This window comes from Hassallia byssoidea VB512170 (genome assembly GCF_000817785.2).
GTDB classification, from domain to species: domain Bacteria; phylum Cyanobacteriota; class Cyanobacteriia; order Cyanobacteriales; family Nostocaceae; genus Hassallia; species Hassallia carrinoi.
The window spans coordinates 52,917-79,370 of sequence record NZ_JTCM02000002.1 but is presented as its reverse complement, the minus strand read 5'-3'; the positions used below and the strand labels follow the sequence as shown (position 1 = coordinate 79,370).

Sequence of the window (26,454 nt, the reverse complement as noted above, 5' to 3'; positions counted from 1 at the left end):
TTGGATTGCTATTTAAATCAGCAATCTGGGAATTTAACGTGTCTACCCTTTGGAATTTCCATAGGGCAGTTTCGTGGTTCGTTGTGGTTCGGTTTATGAAAGTCCGTGTAGGATTTTAACTACGGTTCTGAAATTTTATGAAATCCAATCCACTCAAGCTAAACCGGCGCCAGTTTTTGCTAAATTCAGCTATGACCAGCGGTGGAATAATTGCTACAAATTTTTTAGCAAAATCAGGTTTCGCTCAAGCACCTGGTATCATCACATCAGACAAAGAGCGTCCTAGCATACCTTATGGAGTAGCTAGTGGTGACATTGACGGTAATAGAGCTGTCATTTGGAGTCGTAGCGATCGCCCAGCGCAAATGATTGTAGAATATTCTCTAGATGAATCTTTCCGTAGCGTGCAGCGTATTAAAGGTGCAAACGCCTTAGAAATCAGCGACTACACGGCACGAGTTTATCTGAGAAATCTGCCATCACAGCAGCAGATATTCTATCGAGTTATTTTTCAAGATTTAGCTGATAAAAGAAAGTATAGCGTCCCCGTTGCTGGTACTTTCCGAACTGCCCCTGCATATCGTCGAGATATATTGTTTGCTTGGTCGGGGGATACTGCCGGTCAGGGATGGGGTATTAATCCTGATTTTGGGGGAATGAAAATTTACGAAAGTATCCGCAAACTCAACCCAGACTTTTTCATCCATTCCGGCGACAATATTTATGCTGATGGTCCGATTCAAGCAGAAGTAAAGCTTGATGACGGTAGCATCTGGAAAAACATTACCACAGAGGAAAAATCAAAAGTTGCCGAAACCTTAAAAGAATATCGCGGTAACTACATTTACAACTTATTAGATGAAAATGTTCGTCGCTTCAATGCCCAAGTTCCCCAACTCGTACAATGGGACGACCACGAGGTAACAAACAACTGGTATCCTGGCGAGATACTAGACGATAATCGCTACACAGTCAAGGACGTTTCCTTACTAGCAGAGCGGGGAAATCAAGCGTTTTTGGAATACGTACCGATTAGATTGGATAACAACGATCCTACTAGAATTTACCGCTCTTTTAAGCATGGTCAATTACTAGAAATTTTCATGTTGGATGAGCGCAGTTACCGGGGACCAAACACAACTAATCGTCAGACAGAACAAAGTCAAGAAACGGCATTTTTAGGTAATACGCAGGTGCGTTGGTTGAAAAACCAATTGCGAAAATCAACAGCAACGTGGAAAGTTATTGCCAGCGATATGCCTATTGGATTGGTAGTCCCAGATGGTTCGACTAACTTTGAAAACCTCGCTAACGGAGATGGTCCCGCATTGGGACGAGAACTAGAAATTGCCGATTTACTACAATTCATCAACCGCAACAATATTAAGAATGTTGTTTGGTTAACTGCTGACGTACATTACGCAGCAGCTCATTATTACGACCCCAACAAAGCACAATTTCAAGACTTTAAACCCTTCTGGGAATTTGTTGCAGGTCCTCTCAACTCTGGCACATTTGGACCTAATAAACTCGATAATACCTTTGGTCCTGAGGTAAAGTTTCTCGCTATACCTCCAGATTTGAAAGCAAATCGACCTCCAAGTGAGGGTTTTCAATTCTTTGGCACAGTCAAAATTGATAGCAATACAGAAGTGATGACAGTCGCATTGCTTAACTTAGAAGGGGAAACTCTGTACAGTCTAGATTTGCCGCCAGAAAAATAAACTGCATCTTATGCAGTGCGATCGATTATAGATAGACGATAAAGTGCGAAGAATTTCTATGTTATTCGCGCTTTATTTGCAGGTATCAAATAATTTCAAAAAGACGATCGCGGGTAGTTTTTTCTGGGATGGTAGGCGATCGCCTTAGTATGTTAAATAAATTAAAAATATACAAATCAGATCAAATAAAATCTTTCTTATGACAGATTTACTCAAACTTTTGCCAACAAAACTCGCCATAGAGTATATTTATAATTAAACTATGTCAGCTAGAGACATTTTTCACAATGCTGTTCGCGTTGCTTTAGAGAAGGATGGGTGGATAATTACCCACGATCCTCTATCAATTAAAGTTGATGAAATTGACTTTTATATAGACTTAGGAGCAGAAAGGATCTTAGCTGCTCAAAAAGCTGGTCAACAAATTGCAGTTGAGATTAAATCTTTCTTAAGCGCATCGGAAGTTAGTGATTTTTATGTAGCTCTTGGTCAGACGCTCACCTACCGTTCAGCATTACGGAAAAAGTACCCCAACCGAATATTGTACTTGGCAATTTCTGAGGATATTTATCAAGATTTTTTTGTTAGACCTTTTATTCAAGAAGTAATAGTTGAATATCAACTTAAGCTTCTTATTTTTTCTCCAATTAAAGAAGAGGTTTTGCTATGGAAGGAATAAACTACCGTGAATTAGTGCAGTCAATACTTAAAAATCATTCAATTCACCACTCAAATGACGATACAGAAATACAGCTAATTTTTGATACAACGCACGACCATTATCAAATGCTTCATTTGGGATGGGAAGAACTGAGACGCGTTTACGGTTGCATCATTCATATTGATATTAAAGATGGCAAGATTTGGATTCAGCGCGATGGAACTGAGGTAGGGGTGGCTAATGAGTTAGTGGCTGCTGGAGTTCCTAAACAAGATATTGTTTTGGGTTTTCAGGCTCCATATAAGCGGAAGTTTACTGAGTTTGCTATTGGATAAAAAAGTCTATATTAGTATCAACCGCGACCATGCCATGATTCCTCTATACCTTGGCGTATCGCATTATCCATATCCTCAATACTTTGCGATTTACCTTGATATTTTAAGCAACCAGCTACATCATCCAATGTGGTTTCTGGAAAAGGTTTTTTAGGTTTGAGAAGAATACCATCACCCATATCAATAGCGATGAGTTCTTGACCAACTTCCCAATGATGCGCTTCCCGCAAAGACTTGGGAATAATAACTTGTCCTTCACTAGATAATTTTGTGATTTCCATGAGTTCATAAAGCTAAAAAAGTAAGAATGATGCCAGAATTGTATCATTGACATCGATAACTCAGTGTTTCATGCTGAGATTTATGAAATAAATTTTTAATTCATAAATTATGACTCGTTTTCTCATTGGTACAATTGCTGCTGCTGGACACGTCAATCCGGCTTTACCGATCGCCCGCAAACTTGTAGAATGCGGACACGAAGTATGGTGGTATACCGGGAAAGGATTTAAAGATAAGATAGAAGCAACTGGCGCACATCATATCCCGATTCGCACAGGCATAGATTTAACTGACATCAATAGTATTCCCCAATCTTGGTTGAAGCAAAAAGATGCGTTGAAGGGAGTAGCCCAGTTTAAGTTTTACCTGAAGCACGGCTTTATTGATTCGGCAGTCACACAACTCGAAGACTTAACGGAAATTCTGCGCGAATATCCAGCAGATGTTTTACTGTGTGATGTCTTCTTCTTGGGTATGTCTTGGCTGCATGAAAAAACTAACTTACCTTGGGCAGCATTTGGGTTGTCAGCATTACCATTTACTAGTTGCGATACAGCACCCTTTGGACTGGGAATAAAACCGAATTATTCAGTTTTAGGGCGATCGCGAAATTCATTTCTCAATTGGCTATCGCAAAATATCATCATGCGTGATGTGACGGTTCATCTTGACCGCGTTCGAGTCACCGTTGGGCTACCACCTAAGTCACAGGATTTTTTCACTGCTGCGTTATCCCCGTTTCTCTATTTACAAGGTACTACACCATCCTTTGAATATCCTCGCAGTGATTTGCCGCCTCAAGTCCATTTCATTGGAACATTTTTACCTCCCGCACCAACAGACTTTACCCCTCCTGCATGGTGGGATGACCTTAAATGTGGCAAACCGATTATTCATGTTACACAAGGTACAGTCGCAACCGAAGCAACAGATTTAATTTTCCCAACAATTCAAGCACTTGCAAATGAAGATGTTTTAGTGGTTGCTACAACAGGAGGACAACCAGTAGAAAATCTGCAACTCAATTTAATTCCACCAAATATCAGGCTAGAAAAGTTTATTCCCCACGCTTATCTGCTGCCTTATACAGATGTCATGGTAACAAACGGTGGATTCAACGGTGTGCAGATTGCTTTGGCAAATGGTGTACCAATGGTTACTGCTGGTCAGACTGAAGAAAAGCCAGAAATTTGCGCTAGAGTGCAATGGGCTGGCGTAGGAATTGACCTCAAAACAAGTACACCTACATCTAAGCAGATTCGAGATGCTGTCATGAAAATTATTAATTCATCGCAATATCGGCAAAGGGCAGAAAGCTTTAAAGCTGAGATTAATAATTATGATGCTTCCACACTTGCTATAAAACTACTGGAGCAATTAGCATCCACTAAAGAACCTGTTTTCAGAGCTAATAAGTAGTATCTGTTATTGCGATATATTTAAACAACAATCACTTTTTCCTTTCAATTTATTAGTGATTTTACGAAATTATATTATGTTTGGCGTTGGAACACATATTGTAGAGACGTTCGGTTCGTAACGTCTCTACGACTATTAATAAACGCGGACATTAAATCATCTTCTCTAACGCTGTTTGCAAATCTCGCTTCAAATCATCAACTGCTTGTCTGGCACCAACGCGATTTTTCTGATAATTTGAAAAACGTTCTGTAACTGAAATTGGCTCACCGATTGTTACCCGCGTTTTTCGCCAACCTAAGCGAGGTCTTGCCGGATTTTTATCTCCTTTAATGCGGGAAATTAAATCAAACAAAATTAACGATGTTTCCGCAAATCTTTCAAAAGTAGGCTTTTCTTTGACATAATTTTCTGTAACCGCGACAAAACTCTCGGCTAAACGCATGTGTAACATCCGCAGAGATGCTTCTTCGGCAATCCAATCTGCCAAGCCGCGATGCAAAGGCGATAAACTATTAAAATCTGGTAAATCTCCTCGGTAAATATCTTCCCAGCCGGCGGACTCGATGCGGCGACAGCGTTCAATTACTGTTCCTTCACTTTCCAAATTAAAATATTGTTCGGCTGCTTGCAAGCCTTTATTTAATATTGCCTGTAACCGAGTATCAATATCTTGGTTAGAGTTCGTAGATGGTGGTTGATGATAAAAGCGATCGCTAAATTTTTCCATCTGCGAAAGCACATGTTCACCAAGTCGCAAAATTCGCTCTGAAAATAGCTTTTCTCTCTCAATTGATTCACCAATAGGCTGTACCGATAAACCGCTATCAGCTTCTAACTTACTTAAAAGTGAATTCAGTTTTTTCCAACTTGGATTGATGTAAAAATATTGAATAGCGATCGGCACAATTAAAACTGACTCAGACCGATTAGCTTTCGCCAAATCTTCTGCACACCAAAAGCCTAACTGAGGAACTCCAGGTTCTAAAGCACTGACAATTTCACTATGTCCGTTAGTGCCTCCTTCTGGCGCTACACTAATAGGCAACTTGCCATTAGCAAACAAATCCCGCGCTGTTCGCAGACCAACTCTATCGAGTCGCTTACCTCGATAAATCGATAACCCTCCCAAGCCAGACAACATCCAACCCAGCCATTCTCCAGCCCATAAAGTCATTCCCCGGTCATAGAGAAAATAAGAATGAGCCGGGTATTGTAATGAAATATTCTCTTGACGCGCTACCCTCGGTACAGCCTTGGAAAGTAAATACATCATCGAGAGCGGATCGTCAACTTCAGCGTGACGAAACGCCATTAAAAAGCGAATTTTACCGTTTTGAAATTCTTGGTAGAGATTGACTAACTTCTCTACATTCACAGTTTCAATTTGCGCGATACCCGCAGGCAGCCACGGTCGAAGCCGAAAGCGCCGCAACACTGGCAAAAGCGCTTTTACTGCATAGTATACAAGCAAATTAAAGCGCTGCGGAATAAATTCTAGACGTGGTTGAGCGCGTTCAATCGGATGTGGCAAGGTGAATCTCCAGGTTGTATTCCTTCAATATGGGGAATCTCTAACTTAGCGAAAAATCAGAAGGAAAATGGGCATAGGGCATGGGACAAGGAGACAAGGAGACAAGGAGACAAGGAGACAAGGGGACAAGGGGACAAGGAGACAAGGGGGACAAGGGGGACAAGGGGGACAATTACCAATGCCCATTACCCATTACCAATTACCCATTACCAATTACCCATTACCAATTACCCATTACCAATTACCCATTACCAATTACCAATTACCAATTACCAATGCCCACTTAATAACATCTATCGGTAGAAATATTTTGTTAAAAAGCTTTTCAAAATAAAAATAATGTAGTAAAAATAAGACTTAAGCTAGATTGACAGTCTTTATTCAGCGTAGTAGTGTCTTTTATCCCAAGAATTATTGTATGGAGAATAAACTTCGAGAACTTATTGGTCAGCCGAATGTTTGGCTTTTTGTCAAAAGCAGTAACGGCTGGTTAAAAAACGTGGAAATTTTAGATGTAAGTCAAGAAACTGTAACATTTCGTTATGAGAATGAATCTGACAAAGAAAGAAGGCTTTGGGAAAAGACTACTCGGATTAAAAATGTCACGGAAATTGAAGTTCGTCTGTTAGCAATACCTAAGAGTGATGGGGAAGTGCAAGAAATGAAAAATAGACTTTCCCAGATTTTTGAGAAGGAATAAATTATTGATACTCAGAAGCGATCGCCGCGCTTTATGTGAAAATTTTCATGCGATCGCCTCACTTAATGTTTTACCTCGGTCTTCCCAAAGTTGTGATGTAAACAACTGCCTCATCAGCGGGAATACCTAAGACTTCATTTACATGGTCGTCGAAGAAGCCACCGATACCGCTGACGCCCAAATTGAGGCGAATAGCGGCTAAATTCAGCCTTTGCCCCAAATGACCGGCATCCATATGTAAATAACGGTAAACGCGATCGCCATATTGAACCACGGCGTTTTTCAAATCTGCCGTATGGAAAAGCACCGCAGCCGCATCTCGTCCTAATTCTTGTCCCAAGCAGAGATAGTGTAATTCTCGCTGGAAGTTTTTAAAGCGAATTTGTCTTAATTCTTGCGCTAGTGGTGCGTAATAATAACAGCCTGCGTCAAGTCCTTTCACTCCAGAAACAGCAATAAATGTTTCGATGAGATTCAAATCAAAGTAGTCTGGTTGTGGATCTAAACCTTGGTCGATGTAACTTTTCGGCTGGTAAGTAAAATTGAGTAAAGCTTTCAGTTCATCAAAAGTTAAATTGCTACCGCTGTAAGCGCGGGTAGAACGTCGCTTCAGGATGTTGACTTCCAGTTCGTCTAGCTTGTTTCCCCAGTCGATGGGTGTGGTAGCGGTGGAAATTTTTTGACAAAAAGGAAAGTTGTATTTATCTTCTAAAGATTTTTCTTGTTTCACCTCTGGTAAGTTGAGCTTGCCAGTGGTGCCTGGTAAGATTTTTGTGGAGGTATGGAAATATCTCAACAGTTCGCCATCGGGTATTTGCGGATAATCAATTTCAGTGGAAGATGGTAAAGCGGTTCGTCCTAAAGGCAGATTTTGTTTGACATCCAATAAGTCAGCCAAAGGCAGAACAGCTACTGCCCCTTCTTGTTGGGAATCGATATAAAGTAGTTCGTTCACCGCATCATCGACAAAACCGCCGATTAAATGAGGGCGATAATCTGTAATTGCACCAGCTAACTCAATATTGCCTAAAAGATGTCCGGAATCGAGAAAAATCCGGCGATAAGCGCGATCTTCATAGCGCCATTGCGAACGATAGAAAACCGCAGTGATGACAATCGCCAATTGGGTATTTTCTAATGTCGGATGCCACAAACAAGCTGATTGCAAAGCTTGCCAAACATCACTTTCCCAATAATGCATCAGCGAATGATTGCGACACTGATAATTGTATAATCCAGGTGGTAACAACGGCGTACCGCGAGAAACTACATACACCTCAGCCGGATACAATCCACCTGCACTCGGCGCGGATCTCAGATAAACTGTGCTTCCCATCGAAGGCATTTTCGCCGTCAGCCCATAACTACAAAATAGCAACCGCGAAAGTCTTTGCCACCATTGAGCATCTGGGTTATCGGCAAATACCTCTGGTTTTTCATGGATGTAGGGTTTGAGATCGAAGTCAGAGCCAATTTTGTAGTCTTTAAAAGGCACAGGCTGCTTTGCCCAGTCAATGCTGTGACTTTTCGAGGCAAGTGTTTGCGGATCGTATTTAGTGCGATCGTGGTAGTGCTGGGCAATTGATTGGCGTAGTTCTGGCATACGAGCTTTAATATCCTTCTACTACCTATCTTGGCACTTGGGAGCCTATAAGTTTCGTCTTTATTAGTACAAATGCTGAGTGGGAAAGTGAATGCTTAAGGCATGTTTTCAAACCCCAGTGGTAAAAAAGCGCTAATCGCTTTGTTATCAATGCTGAAGTTGTGGTTATGAAAACATCACCTTTTATAAGTAAAGCGATTAGCTGTGAAAAATAACGCTGAAGATGTGCTAATGAATGCAGAAGCTGTGGTTATGAAAACACCACCTGTCATAAGTAACGCTAATTTTTTTGTGATGAATGCAGAAGCTGTAGTTATTTATAAGCTTCAGCTCCTCGACTTCAAGTGAAGATACACAAGCGCGATTTAGAGTGTCGGGCAAAAGCAAAGCAACACGCTAGGAACTCTAAGAAATAAATTATCCAATCTTGTGGGATGGGCATCTTGCCCGTCCTTTAGTATTAGCGGGCAAGATGCCCGCACCACAAAAAAATTTGGAATATTTATTTGGAAGTCTTATATAGCACAGAACGAGTGCGATCGCCTCTAGAAATCGGAGTGTGTATTTAATTAAGAATGCCGGTATAATGCTCTTCACCAGCCAAACAGGGATTTTTAGCATACGGAAGTTATTGCTCATGGTTATAAATTCTTTTTCAGCCACTGACAACATCATGAGTGATGTCGCCATTGGTAACTTTCAACGTGTTATTCAAGAGCAGGGCTATCTATATCTTGAGGAATTACCCGATAATTTCGATCACCTCGCATTCGCAGAAAAATTTGGCTCTCTGATTCCACACAAATACAACAACGAATATATATTCTCAATTAAAGTCGAGCCGAAGCTGGGAGAGCGATATCCGGCTTTCACGACAAATGAGGTTGAACCTCACACCGAAAGCTATGAGTATGACCACCCGCTACATTATCAATCTCTGTGGTGCGTCACTCCGGCAAAATGTGGGGGTGGACATACACTTTTAGCCGATGGTTACGCTTTTGTCAACTCGCTTAGTGATGAAGAGCGCGAATACATTACAAAAAACAAGTTTGATTTTATTACTCCTTGGGGCAGCATCGTCAAACATCCGCTTTACGATGTTGAATCGTATTCTCAACCGATAGTTAGGTTTAACTTCAGCAACCTTAAACGTGAGGACGATGCATATTTGGACGACATCGCAAAGCGTTTTTTACGGTTCTTCGATGATGAAAAAATCTCGATTAAGTGGTCGAAGAACGCTTTTTTAATTTGGGATAACTTTCGGATGCTGCACTCACGAACGCAATATCAGGATCGCGATCGCGAACTGAAGCGAGTTTACATGAATGATAAGTAGCACTCTCTCAAACTGCCTTTTTTCTTTTAGGACTTACGCTTTTAAGATTAAAAAACGAACCGCAGAGAACGCTGAGAACGCAGAGGAGTAAGAGGAGCGAGAGAGTTTTTGCGCTCATTCGTGTCCTTTTTTAAGTAAGGTCAAACTGACAGAACATAAATCTAAATAAATGACAACCACACCAGTTAGCACGTCTTCAATCGAAGCTAAGAAAAAGCTTTTTGATATGGTTTTGGCTTTTGTAAAAAGCCAATGTATTTATACTGCTGCTCGTTTAGGGATATTTAACCTGCTTCAAGATGAGGGAGAGCAAAGTCTGGAAAGTATAGCCGAAAAGACAAATACTAAACCTGAAAGGCTTTATTTTGTCCTTCGTGCTTTAGCTCATTTAGATGTGTTAAAGCAAAAGCCAGGGAGAGTTTTTGCTTCTACTGAACTCTCAGATTTGCTTGTAACTAACAAAGGTCCTTCAATGGGTCATTTTGCCATGCACATCATCGAACCCGCTCAGTGGGATGCTTGGAAAGTGCTGGAAGATGCTTTGCATACTGGTGAAGTGCCATTTGAAAGAGCAAACGGTAAGGGTGTTTATCAGTTTTGCCAAGACAACGAATGGAGTGGTGATGTTTTCATCAATGCCATGAGTTTCTTGACAAATCACGCCGTTGATGCGTTGATGGATGTTTATGATTTTAGCCGCTTTGAGACGGTAATGGACGTTGGCGGCGGACAGGGTGGACTAATTGCGCGAATTGTCAAGCGGTTTGGCTGTAAAGGAATATTATTTGAAGTGCCTTATGTAGCCGAAACAGCCGCAGCTTATTTGCAACAGCAAGGAGTTGACAAAGATGCGGTGCAAATCATCACCGGGGATGTGTTTGTAGAAATTCCCAAAGGTGCGGATGCGATCGTCATGAAGTATTTTATCTCGGCGTGGAATGACGAAGACGCGATGAAAATACTGCACAACTGCAAGCAAGCGCTACCACCGCACGGAAAAATAATTCTTTTGCAAGCTTTTGTCCCCGATTTAGATGAGCCGAAAGTTGCTCCCGACGGTGTAATGCCGGGAGTATTTGCCGTACAAGTTAATGTAGCAGTACCGGGGGGCGGATGGCGCACGCGGCAACATTTTCAAGAGTTGTTTGAGAAGTCTGGTTTTGTGTTAGAAAAAGTGGTTGACACGCAAACTAACCTTTCAGCAATGGAATTTGGTAGGAAGTCTTAATTAAGGAAGGAATGAGCGCAACTGGCACATAATCTTACTCGTAGTAGGCACTTTAGTGCCTAAAATAAGCGCTCTTTGCGCTTACTACGAGTTTATATTTATGTTTTTTGTGTGACAGTTGCGTAAGTTCTAAAGAGAAAGAAGAAGATAGGTATTCTTTTAGCACAAAAAAGTAAGACGCGCTTTTACTACAACAATATTAAGGGATAGAAGGTAATGCGGCGAGTTATCTGCATCATGGTTCTGTTTTATTTAATTCAAACTTACGGAAGTCTTCCAGGACTTTTCGGACTTCCGCTTACCATCTATCTCAAAGAAAACCTTCAACTTTCACCCGCACAGTTGGCAAGTTTTAGCAGTTTAGTTTTTACTCCTTGGATGATTAGACCACTTTACGGAATTATTGGTGATGCGATTCCGATATTTGGCTATCAGTTCAAAAGCTATTTCTTTATTTGTTATACGCTAGCGCTGGGAATCTTTTTAGGATTAGCTGGCTTGAAATCTTACACGATTAATTTGCTGGCGATCGCTATAATTTTAGTCAATCTCTCCATAGCCTTTAGCGACGTACTTACAGATAAAATTATGGTCGTTCAAGGCAGGATTTTTAACAATACTGCTGGTTTACAAGCAGCTCAATGGACTGCTCTTGGTTTTGGGAAAGCGCTGCTGTATTATATTAGCGGCTGGCTGGCTCAAAATTCTACTTTAGCGATCGCTTTTGGCATTAATGCAATTGTGCCGTTGATTGGTTTAATCGGAACTTTCGTCTTACTTGGAGATGAAAAAAAGCAGAAAGAAAAAGTTTTAGTCAAAACTAGTCTAAAATCCCTTTGGTCAGCAGTTAAGTCACGGCAGTTTCTAGCTGTTGTTGGCTTTATTGCTTGCCTTGAATTTACTCTCGTGCCGCCGCTGGTCAATTACATCATATATTACTATCAAGATGCTTTAAACTTTGACAAACAATCTTTAGGTATTTTGGGTACATACGAAGCTATTGCCAATGCTTTAGGTGCAATTGTTTTTGGTATCTTTTCCTTAAAGATTTCCCGACAGTTCCTGCTAAATATGGCGATTGGATTAACTATTATTTCCACACTCGGTTTGTTGTTTATATCTAATATCCAAACCGCTAGCTTGGTGAGTATCTTTTTTGGCTTTTTCGCCATGATAGCCATGCTGGGTGTATTAGAAATCGCCGCGAGAGCTTGTCCTGTTGGTGCCGAAGGTTCAGCTTACGCATTGCTAATGTCTGTATATATCTTTGCTAAACAACCAGGTCCAATTTTAGGCGGTTACTTATATAATTTGGGAGTTGCACCTTCAATTCTTGTTATTATTAGTGCAGCATTTACAGCACTATGCTGGTTTCTAATTCCTCTACTTAAATTAGAGCAAGAGTAACTGAACGCCAACAGCATAACTTACATTCCTCTGCGTCCCTTAGCGCTAACCTCAGCTATCTATTGCGTTTCAATTTCACCCCTCAATTCACCACAATTTAAATACAAAAATCTATGACTTGGTATCCTCGTAACAAATATTGCTGGGATTTCTGGTTTGCTTGGGAAGGGCAAACACTACACGTTTTCTACCTGCAAGCCTCACAACTAATGTGTGCCTATAATGCCGAAAGAAGACACGGTTTAGCATCAGTTGGTCATGCTGTCCTCACTGATTTTGGTTGGAAAGAAATTGATTCAGACAAACCAGTGTTAGAAAAAAGAGAGGGAGATTTCTGGGATAATTTGGCGATTTGGACGGGAAGCATTATTCAAGAAGATAATCTTTACTATCTGTTCTATACAGCGCGACGTAGAGAAGATTTGTTGGTGGAAACACCTCACGAACGCCGTTTACCCCAAAACATTGGTGTTGCCACTTCAAAAGATTTAAGAAATTGGACAAGAACACCTGCCACTTTAAAAAAACCTGTTATTCCCAATCCGGGAATAAAGAGTGAATTTGATGGCAGTAACTGGCGCGATCCTCATGTGATTAAAGATGATATTGACGGAAAATATTATGCTTTTATCTGTGCGCGTCCTAGAGAGTCGGCTGCGGATGTAGGGGGTGTTATAGCATTTGCGACTTCATCCAATTTGTCGGATTGGCAAGATGAACCCTATAAAATTTTGTATCAGAGCGATCAATTTTATTTGATGGAAGTGCCGCAAGTTTTTTGGCGCAAAACGAATGATGGTAAATACTGGCGCTTTTACCTTTTGTTCGGTCCTCATTGGAGTCCTTTCTTTATAAGTAAAGTGCCAATCGGCGTAACTTACTACGTTTGTTCTCAGCCGATAGAAGATAGGAGCAAGGTTAGTTACGATCGCATTCCTTGGGAAAATGAACCGGCAAATATACTTTGCAAAAATTTCTATGTTGGCAAGTTTGTCAACCCAGAAACCGAAACTTACCCGGCGTTCTTTGGTTTCCGAAAACAAGATGAAGGGGGACACTTTGTCGGCGGAATATCCGATCCGCAGTGGGCGACTTTTGCTGATGATGGCACTATTAGTTTATCCGACTTTAAACCCAATTAATAAATTCGTATTCAAATGAAATTAAATAGGTTACAACAAAGAATTGTCAGTATTCTTGAGCCTTTACCTATGGAAAACAAGCATTTGGCTCCAACAGGTATAATTGAGCCTCTGCAAATTAGGATAGGCGAAACTGTCACAGGTTGGTTGCGATCGCTTCGTCGAGGTCAACCGATGCTTTGGGACCCTTGGATACTCAAAGATGGTGATATTTATCGTATGTATTACTTACAAGCGCTAGAAAGAGTAGACCCTTGGTGGAAAAATAGTAACATCGGCGCTGCGGTTTCTACTGATATGAACCACTGGGAAGATTTAGGAATTATTTTAGAACCAGAACCAGCTAATTATTGGGAATCAGGAAGAGTATGTGCTGGTTGTACCTATAAAGAAGATAATATCTATTATTTATTTTATTCAGCAGGTGGCAAAGAACCACCACACCTGAGGAATGAAGCAATAGGTTTAGCAACATCAACTGATGGCGTACACTTTTCACGTTATAGCGATCGCCCTTTGTTAGCTCCAGAAACTGACGATCCTTGGTACGGACGCAGTAGCTGGACAGAGCATTTACACTGGCGCGATCCTTATATTTTTAAAGATGAGCAAACTAATAGTTATTATATGTTCATTTGTGCCGGCTCTAGAGTAACGGGTAATTTTCAAGGATGTGTTGGTTTAGCAGTAGCAGACAAAATTACTGGACCTTACAAATTACTACCACCTGCTGTAGAAGCACCTGTAGATGCTGTTGATTGGCCCTATTACCATTTAGAACGTCCTCAAGTCATTTATAAAAACGGTAAATATAATTTATTCTTTTCTTGCTTTAAGCAGTTTTTCAATCCAGATTGGCTGAAAAATTTAAAGCATAAAAGAGTAACGAATTCTTCACTCTATTGGTATATTTCTGATAGTCTTGCCGGACCTTATCACCCAGTAGACGATGATGATTTTATCGTTAAAGGAAGCGAAAAAACTGGAATGTATGGAACTAATTTTCTGAAAATATCAGATAATCCCGAAGAATTTATAGCCTATGGCTGGTATCACAGACTTCACGCTTTACAAGTTTCCCAAGCATTTCGAGTTAACTGGAAAAACACCAGCTTAGACGAAAGCAGTTATCAACACCATGACATTCTGGAAATTTTGCTGACTTCAGGTAAAACTGCTAGGTGAATCAGTAGAGACGTTCCACTGGAACGTCTCTACGAGGTTGCGGTGTTTTTATTACTATTAATTCAACCGACATTATATCGGATAAAAGCGAAAATTTATCCTAATCAGAATTAGTATCTGGTGTTCGTGTCAAACGTGGTGACTGTCCTCTCCGCCAACGATTAAACCCATAACCAACCGCAGCCAAAGCCAAGAAATAAGGACTGTAAACCATCAACCAAATACCCAACTTCAACAAGCCAACAGTAAAATCACCAAAAGAATTAGTAGATTTATTCCAACTTTCTTGAAGTTGTGAACTTAAAGCGCGTTGTGTTCCGTTGCTAGAAACTGCGGCTTCTAATTTCAAAGTAATAGTTGAGTAAGTAACTTGATTAGTTAAGTTTTTTAATTGAGCAGCAATTTGTTCTATAGATTGTCGCACCTGACTAAGTTCTTGAGCAACACTTAGCACATCCCTAACCGAACCAGCACGATCCATAATTTTCTGTAAATTCGCTTCTGTTTTCCGCAAATTAGTTAATCTCGCTTGAATATCCACTAAGCGATCGCCTACATCTTCAGCGCTAATATTGCGACTTTGTACGGTTCCCAATTTCGCTAATTCATCTAAAGTAGGTTGCAGCAAGTTTTGCGGTACTCGCAACTGTATTGATGCAGTGTGACGAGCGTTTGTTTTTGTCGGTTGTTGTTCTTGTAAACTAATTAAATCCCCTTGCTGTTTATTGATGATTTGGGAAACAGTATTAACACTTTTATCTACAGAATCAACAATCAAACTCATTGCCGCTTTTTTGATTAATTGCGGACGAGAACGAGGTACTTGTGCAACCTCAGCAGTTTGAGATGTTGCAGTATCACCTGCGAGTGATGCTGCGGATTGACTTGCTGTTGTCTGATTATTCAGTGCAGCTTCAGGTAGGTTAGGTGCAGAAGCACAACTTGTAAAAATTACCCCTCCCATCAGCAAAGTCAAAAATAAAGTCGGTTTTCGTGTAGCATCAGTCAAGCTGTTCATAACCTACCCTCGGATAGTTGAAGTTAAAGCTAGTATGGCTGACTCGAAGATAGGTTTCTGGCTTTGTTGCAGTTTATGTAACGGAGGTAGGAATGAGCGCAAAAACTCTCTCAAACTCTCCTAAACTCTGTGTTCTCTGTGTCCTCTGCGGTTCGTTTTTCCATAATTTTGCGCTCATTCCTGAGAGGATAAATTTGTAGTTGGGGTTAAAGCGCTGAAGCGCTTACTACGAAGAGATAAGCCTAACGACGGATGAATTAGCGAAAACGCTATGACTAGCTGGTACATAAGTAAATGAACCAGAAACATGGAAACGAAACAGCTAGGAAAATCGGGTGTATATGTAAGCGCGATCGCTTTGGGTGGTATGCCAATGTCGTTAAGTTCGCGACCTCCCGAATCCGAATCTCTCCAAGTCATTCATCGCGCTTTAGATTTAGGCGTTACTTTCATTGACACCGCCGATTCTTACTGCAAAGATGAATCAGATAAGCACCACAACGAGAAACTAATTCACAAAGCTTTGCAAACATACAATGGTGATGCCAGCAATGTAGTTGTCGCTACCAAAGGCGGTTTGATGCGTCCCAATGGAAACTGGACGCGCAACGGCAATCCAGAACATTTACGCAAAACGATCAAAGAAAGCTTTCAAGCTTTAGGCGGTAATAAACCCATCGATGTTTGGCAATACCACTCGCCAGACCCGGATTATACCATAGAAGAAGCTCTAACACCTGCGAAAGAAGCAGTAAAAGAAGGTTTGATTCGCTTTGTGGGAGTTTCTAACTTTTCTGTCGAACAAATCAAGCAAGCGCAAGATGTCGTAGAAATTGTCTCAGTGCAAAATCAATATAGCCCTTGGTATCGACAGCCAGAGAAAGACGGGGTGTTGAAATATTGCGAACAGCAACAATTAACCTTTTTACCTTGGAGTCCCTTCGGTGGTAGCCGACGCCATAGTGACTTGCAAGATATTAAAGCGATCGCCCAACTAGCCTCATATAAAGGCGTATCAGTGTATTGTATAGTACTGGCATGGCTGCGTTCCAAATCGCCCTGCATCCTTCCCATACCCGGTGCGAGCAAAGTTTCCAGCATCGAAGACTCAGTACGTGCTGCTGATGTGAAACTCTCAGATGACGAAGTGCAAAGAATTGACCGGGAAACTTAATTGTCTGGTAGTTAGTTGATGGACATTTTTTGCAAACGCATCTAAATCAGCACTTACGCACGGACTAGGATTTTACGTCATTATTCGCACTCGTGTTATTTCTCGGCACGAGTGCCTAAGTCCTATATAATACGCATAATTTTCATATATCAACCGACTATGAATAACTTTGTTTTGAAAGTAGTGGAATACAGTTTCAAAGAGATACGATGAAAAAATTTGTTATTGAACTAGTGGAACACAGTTTCATAATTCAACGATGGGACGAAATCGAAGCCCTGATCGTAAATGCGTTCAACGAGTCAAGCTTTAATGACGGATATACGGTAGAGAGTCTACTGAGAGAAATATTAGATGCGGATACCAAGCAATTTATAGAAGGGCTAAAGCATGTGATTGCTTTAAGTGAAGAAAATAAAATCTTAGGCTCTTGTTTTTGTGTGCCAACCAGTAAAATGGATAACGAAACAGGTGCGGATGTTGGTTGGTTTTTTACATCCTCCGAACTATCTCAATTGAAAAAATTAAAAGTTGCGGATGCAATCATGACCAAGGTACATGAAGAAATGAGGAAGGCAGGATTTCAACAAGTTATTACAGATATGGGAACACAAGCCGGCGCAAAGTTTTTTAGTAAGAGGTTTGGATATATCCACTCGCCAATAGCAGAGCAATCCAATCGTTGGATCAAAGAACTATAACTCGAATCCAACGAGCGGGAATCTCTGATTACTACTTTAGGACTTACGCAACAATACCTTGAAAACCTGATTCTAGAGTAGCGAGAATTCATGTAGCCGAAGGCTTCCCGCAGGATATTCTCGCTACTCTTGTTATGTTTTACGCTCATTCCTGTATTGGCTTAGGAACGAGTCACACATGTGTTTGCCCTGCTTGTGCTAACAAGATGACTTGGAAAAAGTGTTAACATATCCTAATTTTTCAAATTGAGAATTGCTGCGGGCGAATTACTTTCAAACGTCTTTGGTAACTGAATTCCAAGTACCACCATTCTTGTTGCCATAAACGCTGAAACAGCCAACCATAAAAGATGGTTACTGTGAGCCGACCACGCCCAAACAGCCACAGGTGTAAATCCTAACAAAATTGCTGTGAAAGCGGCGTAACGCAGGAATTGTCCTTTTCCTAATCCCGCAAAATACCCTTCCAGAATCCAAGCAATTGAAAAACAAATCAAAATGGGAACTAACCAAGGAACATAGTTTTTAATTGGGTCTATGACTTCGGCATGATTGGTTAACAACCCAAACACAGTTTCAGGTAACAGAATGCACAATGCTGAAGCGGCAACCGCCACTAGCAAGCTAGTGAAGATCGCAATCTGCAATAAAGGCAATAACTGATTTTTGGTGGATTGACCTTGAAAATTTCCGGTTAAGGTTTCCGTAGTAAATCCTATCCCCTCAATGAAGAACGCTATCAGAAATATTACCTGTTGCAGCAAGGTATTTTCAGCTAAGACATCTGTCCCCAAAGTAGCACTCAGATTAATAAAAATTGTCCAAATTGACATATAGACTAAAGAATTAATCAATAGGTCTTTATTGAGGATAAAAGTATTTTTAAAAGCTGACCAGTCCCAAAATTGCCGGACTGCTGTTCGCAACTCTTGCCACTGGATTGACCGACTCGCCAACACCACACCTACTAATAACATCAAATACTCGCTAAAGGCTTGAGATATTCCAGCTCCCATACTTCCTAAATCCCACTGCACAATCGAAAAGTAGTTCAGCACAACATTAACGACGTTGCCAACAACAGTCAACAACAACACTTTGCCACTTTGTTCTTGTCCTAGAAACCAGCCTATGAAAACGAAATTGAGCAAAACTGCGGGTGTTCCCCAAATCCGGGCGTTAAAATAAGCTAGTCCGATAGACTCAACCTCAATAGAGCCATTCAATAGGCTAAACCCCAGCGCTCCTATAGGATACTGCAATATCAAGATGAGAACGCTCAGTACTAAAGCGATGAACCCATTCCGCAGTCCTGCTAGTAACATTGCCTCTCGGTCGTTACGTCCGACAGCTTGAGATGTTACTGCGTTAGTTGAAATCCTTAAAAAGAGCAAGTTCTCGTAGATGTAGCTGAATAGAACTGTAGCCAAACTAACTCCTGCTAAATAACGGATTTCGGTGAGATGACCTAAGAATGCAATACCGATCAAACCCGCCAAAGGCTCTGTAAGATTGGAAAGAACATTGATAACCGCCAATCTGGAAAAACGACGTAAGAGGTCATAATTCGGTTTTTCATAGTCAAACATATAGCAGCAGTCCGCCTAAAGCTGTGTGTCGATATGCTTATTATCTCTACATATAAACACGCCATACGGAAAATTCTGGCGGTTGAATCGTCGCTATTGAACATTATTCTCCCCTGGAATGAAACTGGACAAAATTGGACAGCCTTGTTTTAAAGATCCGCAGCACCCCACGAGTTACTCAGATGAAGGCTGTCCAATTTTGTCTGACTTTGTGAAACCCCATCTCCTCCTAAATCGAAACGCTTGTCTGTAGTTACACAATTTAAGGTAAAATCAGAAGCCTGCCAATTAATGACGCTCTTGCTGACAGGAGATGCTTCTATGACCCGGATGTATTACGACGAAGATGCCAATTTAGACCTTTTAGCACAGAAAACCATTGCCATCATTGGCTATGGTTCCCAAGGTCACGCCCACGCGCTTAATCTTAAAGATAGCGGGATGAATGTAATTGTGGGGTTATATCCGGGCAGTAAGTCAGTCTCCAAAGCCGAAGCTGCTGGCTTAACTGTGAAAAATGTCGCAGATGCAGCGAATGCTGCTGACTTCATCATGATTTTGTTACCTGATGAAGTGCAAAAAACGATTTATAAAAATGAAATTGAGCCAAATCTGCAAGAAGGAAATGTGTTAGCTTTTGCCCACGGCTTTAATATTCACTTTGGGCAAGTTGTACCCCCAGCAAACGTCGATGTAGTGATGGTAGCACCCAAAGGACCTGGGCATTTGGTGCGACGGACTTACGAACAAGGACAAGGTGTACCGGCGCTGTTTGCAGTGTATCAGGATGCCAGCGGTCAGGCACGCGATCGCGCAATGGCATATGCTAGAGGTATCGGTGGAACCCGTGCCGGCGTTTTAGAAACAACTTTCCGCGAAGAAACCGAAACCGATTTATTCGGCGAACAAGCTGTATTGTGCGGTGGTTTGAGTGCTTTAATCAAAGCCGGATTTGAAACTTTAGTAGAAGCCGGTTATCAACCAGAATTAGCTTACTTTGAATGTCTGCACGAAGTCAAATTAATTGTAGACTTAGTTGTAGAAGGTGGCTTGGCGAAAATGCGCGATAGCATTTCTAACACCGCTGAATATGGTGATTATACTCGTGGACCGCGAATTGTCACTGACCAAACTAAAGCAGAAATGAAGAAGATTCTCAGTGAAATTCAATCAGGGCAATTTGCACGAGAATTTGTCTTAGAAAATCAATCTGGCAAACCAGGATTTACTGCCATGCGTCGTCAAGAAGCCGAACACAAAATTGAGGATGTCGGCAAAGATTTACGCGCTATGTTTAGCTGGTTGAAAAAAGCGTAATTTTATTTGAGATTTTCGATTAAACTCGTTCCCAGGTTATACCTGGGAATTTGTTTGCACAATTTCATACCGTCAATCAGCAACGCCTTGAATTTAATTCTTGGTAAATTTTCCCTAAATAATTAAGACTGTTTTATAATATATGTACATATTTGTGTACATAAACTGATGTTTTCTTACAAAATCACATCTCCAACCGATGCGAGAAATGACTTTTTTAAGTTGTTAGACCTGGTAGTAGAAAATCATCAGGTGTATATTATCAACCGTCGCGATGCGGAAAATGTAGCTTTGATTGCTGAGTCAGATTTGGTAAGTTTGGTTGAGACAGTTTATTTACTGCGATCGCCTGAAAATGCGCGTCGGTTACTTGATGCAATAGAAGAGTCGAAAACAGGAAAGATCCAATCTCAAACTATTGCAGAACTTCAGCAGGAGTTGGGGATTGACCAAGAAGAAGAAAAAGAAAGCTGAATCTGAGGAAATTAAGCCAGTTATAATTAATCGAAGTCCTGGTTTTAGTTCTAGATTCAAAGAAGATTTATCTTGGTGGTTCAAACAAGATTTTGCGAAAGCATCGAAAATTTTGGATTTAGTTACGGCAGTCATGCAAGACCCATTTGAAGGGATTGGTAAACCGGAAGCATTGAAGTATATGGACGCAAATATTTGGTCACGGCGAATTGATTTAGAGCATCGGCTAGTATATAGAGTGGGAAACACTCAAATTGATTTTTTAGCTTGTCGCTATCACTACGAATAATGCATTTATGTTACGTTTAGTGAGTTTATTCACTTTGCTGGTGATAACTTCTTCCTTGGGGTTGCAGAACTTTGTTCAAGCACAATCACAGCAAGATACAAAACTAATACCATTTTTTGATAATCTAAATAACCCGGTTCCGGTTGGTTTTCCCAAAGGACAACAACTAGATATTTCTCCACCTCCACCTAAACTTAATGCTTTTGATAATGAAGTATTGAAAGTATGCGGTTCGATTGGTAGTAACGTCAGTCCCAATCAATTTAAAAATCTTTTATCTGCAAACCCACAAGTATTAGAGAAAATTCAGCAAGCCACAAGCGGAGAACTTCGCGCAGGAAGACGTAGAAGGTCAGATTTTCTGCAAGATTTAACTAATATTTGGTTTAAAAATAAAGGCTTTGAGCATATTTTTTGTGGCGAAATATATAACGAAAATGATATCGGAGGATTGCACTTTTACGGCAGATATTTACAATTGCAAAATCAAGGAATTGCCGGAAGGTTGCCGAATAATTCTCAAAGAGAAGAAGTTGTTCCCGGTGTAATTTATACGATGGGTGTGGAAATTAAACTTCGGAACCGCATTATTAGAGATGTTATTAAAGGCTACGGCTATTTAAGCAACGCTGAAGAAATGCTGGTAGATGCCACAAAAGCATTTAAACTACAAGGAAATCTCGAAGGTGCGTGTATTTATAATGTCAGGGATGCAGAGACAGGCAAAACTTTTCCGACTATTTTTGTGAGAAAAGAAAACGCAATTATCACCTACTATCCTGATGCTACACCTAGCGGGAGACAGTGTAAAACTTCTTGAAACCATAGTAGTAGGGTGCGTTACGGCTTTGCCGTAACGCACCCTACAGTCTAATTCAAAATGCTAAAACCCACCTTATTTGGTCGTCTTTTCTAGATAGTTTACTTTTCGCTTTAAGATTAACCCCATTGCGATCGCACAAATGCCAATTACGCTACTTGGTTCGGGAACTGAGATAGGATCTCCAGTTTCTGAGTTGAAGAATACAACTTTACCCTCACCATAACCACCACTAAGAACCCCTAATTCGGGACGCTCATCAAAGAAATAAGAAAAGTCTACAAATTTGAAGTTGATACCATCTTTTGAACTGTAGGAAGAAAAAGCAAAAGTATAAGGAATTTCCGGGTAAGTGTCATAATTACCTCGAAAATAAATTGTTTTCGGTTTACCATTAATAAATGACACCTGAGTACGATTTAAAGGGTCGTTAGTTTCATCGTATGGTCCACCATAAAAATTAAACAATAATGATAAACCCTGTTCGGAACTAGTAATATATTCGTTTCCTTGTCCGGTAAGGAAACTATCATCAAATTTAACGTATCCGTCAAAAGTTTGACCCGCTAATATTCCAGTTAAACGATTGACCTGAAAATCATAGGTGACTGTCTTTGCTAGTACCTGACCACCGCTAATAAAACCTAAACTCAACACCAAAGAAGCAGCGGTAGTTTTCAGTAGATTTTGCCAAATCATAATAAAAATGTTTTTTTGTATCCGAATAATTATCTATAGTAATTACACGGCAATACAGATGTCACTATTATTTGATTAAGTAAACATGAATAAATAATATTTTTAATGCTAAGTGATAATTAAATAATTAAAAACTAATTAAAAAGCTTTTGTAAATGTAATTCATAATTAATAATTCATAATTTAAATCAGTGTCAGCTTTAACTTTCCACTGATTGAAAACAACTGAATTAAAAATTCGCGGAACTGCTTTACGCCTTTTTGTAATTATGAATTATGAATTATGAATTATTTGCTTAAAGCAAGTTATATCATGTCTATTTAATTAACACTAAATAACTTTAAGTAAAGCATCTCGTACAGTTACAATTAGTTTGGCTGGTAGGCGATCGCCTTCATGCAGCACAATCTCTCCTTTGCTGTAACGCTGCACCTTAGTGTGAGGTTGCAGATTTATTCGATCTTGCTTTTCTAAACCAGCCAAAATTATAATTTGAGAGAGTTGTTCTATTGTTGCCTGCATAGCGATCGCATTATGTCGCAAATGCTGGAGGATGCGAAATCCCAGGTTGCGCTGCTTCGAGTTGCGCTGCAAGGCTGATAAGAGTAGCTTCAGCAGCGGGTTTTCCGATTAACTGAACGCTCATAGGTAAACCGTTATCGTCAAAACCAACCGGAATGGCGATCGCTGGTTGTCCCGTAGCATTCGCGGGTGGACAAGGTGCAATCCAGTGTATAATTCTTTGGAATGTCTCTTCTGCACTCAAATTTGCCCATTCTCCAACGCGGATCGGTGAATGCAGATAAACTGGCAATACCAACACATCCACAGTGTCAAAAAACGCCACGATTTGCCGCGACACCATCTGCATTTGAAAAACCGCTCGCAGATATTCACCAGCCGAACCGGTTCGCGCTAATAAAAAGCGATTCACGGGTTGCAAAGCTTCAGCCGGAATTCCGGATGCAGCCACGCTACTTTGCCACACAACTTGAAATGGTTCAACTAAACCGCTGAAATCCGGGCATTGTTCTTCAACTGTATGACCGAGTTCTTCTAATAACTTAACTGTTTGCATCACAGCTTGCTGACACACTGCGTCAGCTTTTCCTAAGGGAGGGATGCTAGTCCCAAAGGCAATTCGCAAAGCACCGATTTTTTCCTTACTAGCAGTGAGAAATGATGGTTTGGGATCGGGCAACCAGTAAGGATCGCCGGTGACATAGCCAGACATGACATCCAAAAGAGCGGCTGCATCGGCTACATTACGACCTATCGGACCATTAGTGGCAATTCCACTGAGGCGATCGCCTGCTGGTGCATGAGACACCCGTCCACGGGAAGGCTTGATGCCCACCAAACCACAACAAGCCGCAGGACCGCGAATCGAACCACCACCATCGGAACCTTGAGCGATCGCAGACAATCCCCCTGCTAGTGCCGCAGCTGCCCCCCCACTCGAACCACCGGGAGTATATTCCAAATTCCACGGATTTCTTGCTGGGGCAAAACCCGTAGGCTCAGTGTAAGGAAATGAACCAAGTTCGGAAGTTGCAGTTTTACCCAAAAGAACAAACCCAGCCGCACGTATCCGCGTCACTACGCCATCATCATACTCAGCAATCTGATTCAACAACGCCGGATTCCCGTAGGTACAAGCGACACCAGCCACCGGGTTAAGGTCTTTAATCGAAATCGGCACTCCAAAAAATGGCGGTAGGGATGAATCCCCACCCCCAGACAACATTTCTGTTTTCGCTTTGGCATCGGCTAAAGCACTCTCTGCCATTACCGTAAAATAACTTCCTAATTGGGAATCTAAGCGCTGAATTCGTTCTAGATATAATTCCACCAACTCCAACGGTGACACTTGACGCTGACGAATTAATTCTGCCTGCTGCAATGCTGGGCTAAAAGCTAAGTCAATTTGATTCATGCGTTAGTTAAAAGGTAGTTTTATCTATTCGTACCATTTTATCTGCAATTTTCACGCTTGAATTGTTATTTTCGCCTAATTCTTGGGAACTTTAAATCTATAGCTAAGATTTGCAACTTAAACATTCTTTAAGAGTTAGGCAGCAAACTTTGACTATTAATGTAGCTACAACCTCGCTTAGTAGCTGGCAATTTTATTTTTCTTCATATTTAGGTCATCTACTTTCAGAAAATTTATGGCTGATTTCAAAGAACTTATTAATGAACTTCCCAACCTTGCTGATAGCCTTAAATTGAATGTTGGCGATGCTAATGAAATCAGCCAGCAAATCGTACACATAGGTAATGTTCAAGATAAATTACGGAAAATTCAAGAGGATATTGAAGCCGAATTAGGTAGGGAAAAATTTAAGAAGAAAGCAATGGGTGTGCTACCTTTTTTCGGCACAGTAGTAGCAACCGTTTTTATTCCTGGCGGTTTTTTAGTAGATGCTGCAATTACAGTGGGTGCAGTATTTTTTGCCGAAAAATTTGGCAAATCCGAAACAGAATTAACTTTAAATGATTTACAACTAAAAATTGAAGACTTGGTTGACTGGGGTGAGTGGCTCAAAAATACAGCAGAAGAGATTTTAAGCGATTCTGAAATTATTAATCAAATAATTTTTCAACAACAACAATTCAGCTTACCTACTCAATTCCAAAGACTTGATGAAAGCTTAATGATTAACTTAGCTTTTGGTGAGGCTAAAGTTTTACAGCAGCAAATTCGGCAAATTATCCAGGCTCAAGAAAATTTCTTGCAAGTAAAGCAGAGATTGAATGAAGTTATCAACTATATTGAAAATGGTGAAGATATATTAAAAATATTACTAGGTTTTTCAGCTTTTTTTGGTAAATCTGGTTTCGTTTTAGAATGGCTTGACGATGAACATGGATTAATTATATCTAGCAATGGTCAACTTCAAGCCGTAGCAGATGTTATCGATGAGTGTGTCTCTTTCAAAGAAAAAACTAGTGCTTTAATCTTACATGGTAATACTTTTAGAGGACAAGCAGAACAAGCGCTGAAAAATCTGGAAACCCAAAATAATAAAATAGAAGCAAAAAAAACTCAAACAATAATAGCACCGCAGACGTTAGAACAAAGACCAAAAAAATCAGCTAATATAAAACAGTCTATTTTGGTCATCGGTTCAAGTTTAGCAATCTTCGGTTTTGGTGGTTGGATGTGCCAAAATAAATTTCCGCAAGTTCAGCTTCAAAGCCTCAGTTTCAACTTTGAAGGAAATGCTGTAACAAATCTTCAATCTGCTCAAAAACTTGGCATGGAAGCTGCTGTTATGGTTCAAAATCCACCACATACTCTAGTAGTTTGGCAGCAAGCACTCTTAAAATGGCAGCAAGCGATAAACTTGTTAGAAAGTATTCCTGAAGGGACATCAGTTTCTACTCAAGCAAAGAAGCAACTGCTTAACTATCGTGTTAACCATGCTGCTATCAGTCAAAGACTTATGACTGAAAGTAAAGCAGCAGCAAACTTGGAATCTGCCCAAAAATTGGCAATGGAAGCAGCTGTTATGGTTCCAAATCCACCACATCAAGAAGAAGTTTGGCAGCAAGCATTCTTCAAATGGCAGCAGGCAATCAATATATTAGAAGCTATTCCATCAGGTACATTTGCCTCTCAAATAGCTAAAGAAAAGCTTTCTATTTATAAAACTAATTATGCTGCGATCGCTACAAAACTCAAATATTAAAAGGTAGATTATCAGCTATTTCAACTCTGCCCAAACTAAATTCTGTTTTTTCCATTGTTTGAATACCGCAGGCATTTTAAACAATTATTATAAAATACAAAAAAAGGGATAATGA

Annotated in this window: 26 protein-coding genes; 18 read left to right on the top strand and 8 right to left on the bottom strand. The window is 40.5% G+C overall.

Features of this window, described 5'->3' with window-relative positions:
• Positions 1-137 precede the first annotated feature (137 nt).
• The 3 genes from PI95_RS01475 to PI95_RS01465 all read left to right on the top strand — a co-directional run bounded on the left by PI95_RS01475 (position 138) and on the right by PI95_RS01465 (position 2,720).
• On the top strand, positions 138-1,724 hold the full coding sequence (locus tag PI95_RS01475) for an alkaline phosphatase D family protein (RefSeq protein ID WP_039748685.1): 1,587 nt from the start codon (positions 138-140) through the stop codon (positions 1,722-1,724).
• 262 nt (positions 1,725-1,986) lie between these two features.
• Positions 1,987-2,403, top strand: a complete 417-nt coding sequence (locus tag PI95_RS01470) for a XisH family protein (protein WP_039748687.1) — start codon at positions 1,987-1,989, stop codon at positions 2,401-2,403.
• Entirely contained in the window at positions 2,391-2,720 is a 330-nt protein-coding gene (locus tag PI95_RS01465) for a XisI protein (protein WP_039748689.1), read from the top strand. The genes PI95_RS01470 and PI95_RS01465 overlap by 13 nt, the downstream gene beginning before the upstream one ends.
• Positions 2,721-2,737: 17 nt before the next feature.
• On the opposite strand, the gene PI95_RS01460 is transcribed toward PI95_RS01465, so the two are convergent.
• Positions 2,738-3,001 carry an AbrB/MazE/SpoVT family DNA-binding domain-containing protein gene (locus PI95_RS01460; protein ID WP_039748694.1) on the bottom strand — a complete coding sequence of 88 codons (264 nt, stop codon included), beginning with the start codon at positions 2,999-3,001 and terminating at the stop codon, positions 2,738-2,740.
• A gap of 109 nt (positions 3,002-3,110) precedes the next feature.
• Here PI95_RS01460 and PI95_RS01455 point away from each other — a divergent pair, with 109 nt between their 5' ends.
• Complete coding sequence (locus PI95_RS01455; RefSeq protein ID WP_039748695.1) at positions 3,111-4,421, top strand: glycosyltransferase; 1,311 nt, start codon at positions 3,111-3,113, stop codon at positions 4,419-4,421.
• A 151-nt stretch (positions 4,422-4,572) separates the two neighbouring features.
• Here the strand turns inward: PI95_RS01455 and PI95_RS01450 are convergent, their stop codons facing one another.
• Positions 4,573-5,955, bottom strand: a complete 1,383-nt coding sequence (locus tag PI95_RS01450; protein ID WP_039748696.1) for a lysophospholipid acyltransferase family protein — start codon at positions 5,953-5,955, stop codon at positions 4,573-4,575.
• Positions 5,956-6,022: 67 nt separating this feature from the next.
• Here PI95_RS01450 and PI95_RS35500 point away from each other — a divergent pair, with 67 nt between their 5' ends.
• Together PI95_RS35500 and PI95_RS01440 are read left to right on the top strand one after the other, a co-directional pair.
• The gene (locus PI95_RS35500) at positions 6,023-6,289 is read left to right on the top strand and encodes a hypothetical protein (RefSeq protein WP_236116885.1); all 267 of its coding nucleotides are present in this window, start codon (positions 6,023-6,025) and stop codon (positions 6,287-6,289) included.
• 84 nt (positions 6,290-6,373) lie between these two features.
• Positions 6,374-6,655 carry a DUF6679 family protein gene (locus PI95_RS01440; RefSeq protein WP_039748697.1) on the top strand — a complete coding sequence of 94 codons (282 nt, stop codon included), beginning with the start codon at positions 6,374-6,376 and terminating at the stop codon, positions 6,653-6,655.
• Positions 6,656-6,725: 70 nt separating this feature from the next.
• Here PI95_RS01440 and PI95_RS01435 read toward each other — a convergent pair whose 3' ends face one another.
• Positions 6,726-8,258 carry a SagB/ThcOx family dehydrogenase gene (locus PI95_RS01435; RefSeq protein ID WP_039748700.1) on the bottom strand — a complete coding sequence of 511 codons (1,533 nt, stop codon included), beginning with the start codon at positions 8,256-8,258 and terminating at the stop codon, positions 6,726-6,728.
• A 637-nt stretch (positions 8,259-8,895) separates the two neighbouring features.
• Here PI95_RS01435 and PI95_RS01430 point away from each other — a divergent pair.
• From PI95_RS01430 to PI95_RS01410, 5 genes are all read left to right on the top strand, one after another.
• Positions 8,896-9,600 carry a TauD/TfdA family dioxygenase gene (locus PI95_RS01430; protein WP_163518503.1) on the top strand — a complete coding sequence of 235 codons (705 nt, stop codon included), beginning with the start codon at positions 8,896-8,898 and terminating at the stop codon, positions 9,598-9,600.
• Positions 9,601-9,769: 169 nt separating this feature from the next.
• Positions 9,770-10,828 (top strand): methyltransferase, encoded by a 1,059-nt coding sequence (locus PI95_RS01425; protein WP_039748711.1) that lies wholly within the window; start codon positions 9,770-9,772, stop codon positions 10,826-10,828.
• Between the two features lie 237 nt (positions 10,829-11,065).
• On the top strand, positions 11,066-12,235 hold the full coding sequence (locus PI95_RS01420) for an MFS transporter (protein ID WP_039748716.1): 1,170 nt from the start codon (positions 11,066-11,068) through the stop codon (positions 12,233-12,235).
• A gap of 113 nt (positions 12,236-12,348) precedes the next feature.
• Entirely contained in the window at positions 12,349-13,377 is a 1,029-nt protein-coding gene (locus tag PI95_RS01415; RefSeq protein WP_039748717.1) for a glycoside hydrolase family protein, read from the top strand.
• A 15-nt stretch (positions 13,378-13,392) separates the two neighbouring features.
• Complete coding sequence (locus tag PI95_RS01410) at positions 13,393-14,562, top strand: family 43 glycosylhydrolase (protein WP_052325282.1); 1,170 nt, start codon at positions 13,393-13,395, stop codon at positions 14,560-14,562.
• Between the two features lie 100 nt (positions 14,563-14,662).
• On the opposite strand, the gene PI95_RS01405 is transcribed toward PI95_RS01410, so the two are convergent.
• Positions 14,663-15,580 (bottom strand): DUF4349 domain-containing protein, encoded by a 918-nt coding sequence (locus PI95_RS01405; protein WP_039748722.1) that lies wholly within the window; start codon positions 15,578-15,580, stop codon positions 14,663-14,665.
• Positions 15,581-15,887: 307 nt separating this feature from the next.
• On the opposite strand from PI95_RS01405, the gene PI95_RS01400 reads away from it, so the two are divergent.
• Together PI95_RS01400 and PI95_RS01395 are read left to right on the top strand one after the other, a co-directional pair.
• Entirely contained in the window at positions 15,888-16,754 is an 867-nt protein-coding gene (locus PI95_RS01400; RefSeq protein WP_039748723.1) for an aldo/keto reductase, read from the top strand.
• 209 nt (positions 16,755-16,963) lie between these two features.
• Positions 16,964-17,455, top strand: a complete 492-nt coding sequence (locus PI95_RS01395; protein WP_039748724.1) for a hypothetical protein — start codon at positions 16,964-16,966, stop codon at positions 17,453-17,455.
• A 233-nt stretch (positions 17,456-17,688) separates the two neighbouring features.
• Here the strand turns inward: PI95_RS01395 and gntT are convergent, their stop codons facing one another.
• Positions 17,689-19,044, bottom strand: coding sequence for a guanitoxin biosynthesis MATE family efflux transporter GntT (gene gntT / locus PI95_RS01390; RefSeq protein ID WP_039748725.1), 1,356 nt, complete (start codon positions 19,042-19,044; stop codon positions 17,689-17,691).
• Between the two features lie 321 nt (positions 19,045-19,365).
• Between gntT and ilvC the strand changes: the two genes are divergently transcribed.
• The 4 genes from ilvC to PI95_RS01370 all read left to right on the top strand — a co-directional run bounded on the left by ilvC (position 19,366) and on the right by PI95_RS01370 (position 21,944).
• Positions 19,366-20,361 carry a ketol-acid reductoisomerase gene (gene ilvC / locus PI95_RS01385; RefSeq protein ID WP_039749062.1) on the top strand — a complete coding sequence of 332 codons (996 nt, stop codon included), beginning with the start codon at positions 19,366-19,368 and terminating at the stop codon, positions 20,359-20,361.
• A 168-nt stretch (positions 20,362-20,529) separates the two neighbouring features.
• The gene (locus PI95_RS01380; protein ID WP_039748731.1) at positions 20,530-20,835 is read left to right on the top strand and encodes a type II toxin-antitoxin system Phd/YefM family antitoxin; all 306 of its coding nucleotides are present in this window, start codon (positions 20,530-20,532) and stop codon (positions 20,833-20,835) included.
• On the top strand, positions 20,807-21,124 hold the full coding sequence (locus tag PI95_RS01375; RefSeq protein WP_039748733.1) for a Txe/YoeB family addiction module toxin: 318 nt from the start codon (positions 20,807-20,809) through the stop codon (positions 21,122-21,124). Before PI95_RS01380 ends, PI95_RS01375 begins: the two co-directional genes overlap by 29 nt.
• Before the next feature lie 7 nt (positions 21,125-21,131).
• On the top strand, positions 21,132-21,944 hold the full coding sequence (locus PI95_RS01370) for an EndoU domain-containing protein (RefSeq protein ID WP_039748736.1): 813 nt from the start codon (positions 21,132-21,134) through the stop codon (positions 21,942-21,944).
• A gap of 75 nt (positions 21,945-22,019) precedes the next feature.
• On the opposite strand, the gene PI95_RS01365 is transcribed toward PI95_RS01370, so the two are convergent.
• From PI95_RS01365 to PI95_RS01355, 3 genes are all read right to left on the bottom strand, one after another.
• On the bottom strand, positions 22,020-22,643 hold the full coding sequence (locus PI95_RS01365; protein WP_052325283.1) for a PEP-CTERM sorting domain-containing protein: 624 nt from the start codon (positions 22,641-22,643) through the stop codon (positions 22,020-22,022).
• A 331-nt stretch (positions 22,644-22,974) separates the two neighbouring features.
• Positions 22,975-23,166, bottom strand: coding sequence for a cyclic nucleotide-binding domain-containing protein (locus PI95_RS01360; RefSeq protein WP_039748739.1), 192 nt, complete (start codon positions 23,164-23,166; stop codon positions 22,975-22,977).
• 10 nt (positions 23,167-23,176) lie between these two features.
• Positions 23,177-24,580: an amidase gene (locus PI95_RS01355; protein ID WP_039748743.1), complete on the bottom strand. Its 1,404-nt coding sequence runs from the start codon at positions 24,578-24,580 to the stop codon at positions 23,177-23,179.
• Positions 24,581-24,815: 235 nt separating this feature from the next.
• Between PI95_RS01355 and PI95_RS01350 the strand changes: the two genes are divergently transcribed.
• A complete protein-coding gene (locus PI95_RS01350; protein ID WP_039748745.1) occupies positions 24,816-26,339 on the top strand; it encodes a hypothetical protein in 1,524 nt (507 codons plus the stop codon).
• Positions 26,340-26,454 lie beyond the last annotated feature (115 nt).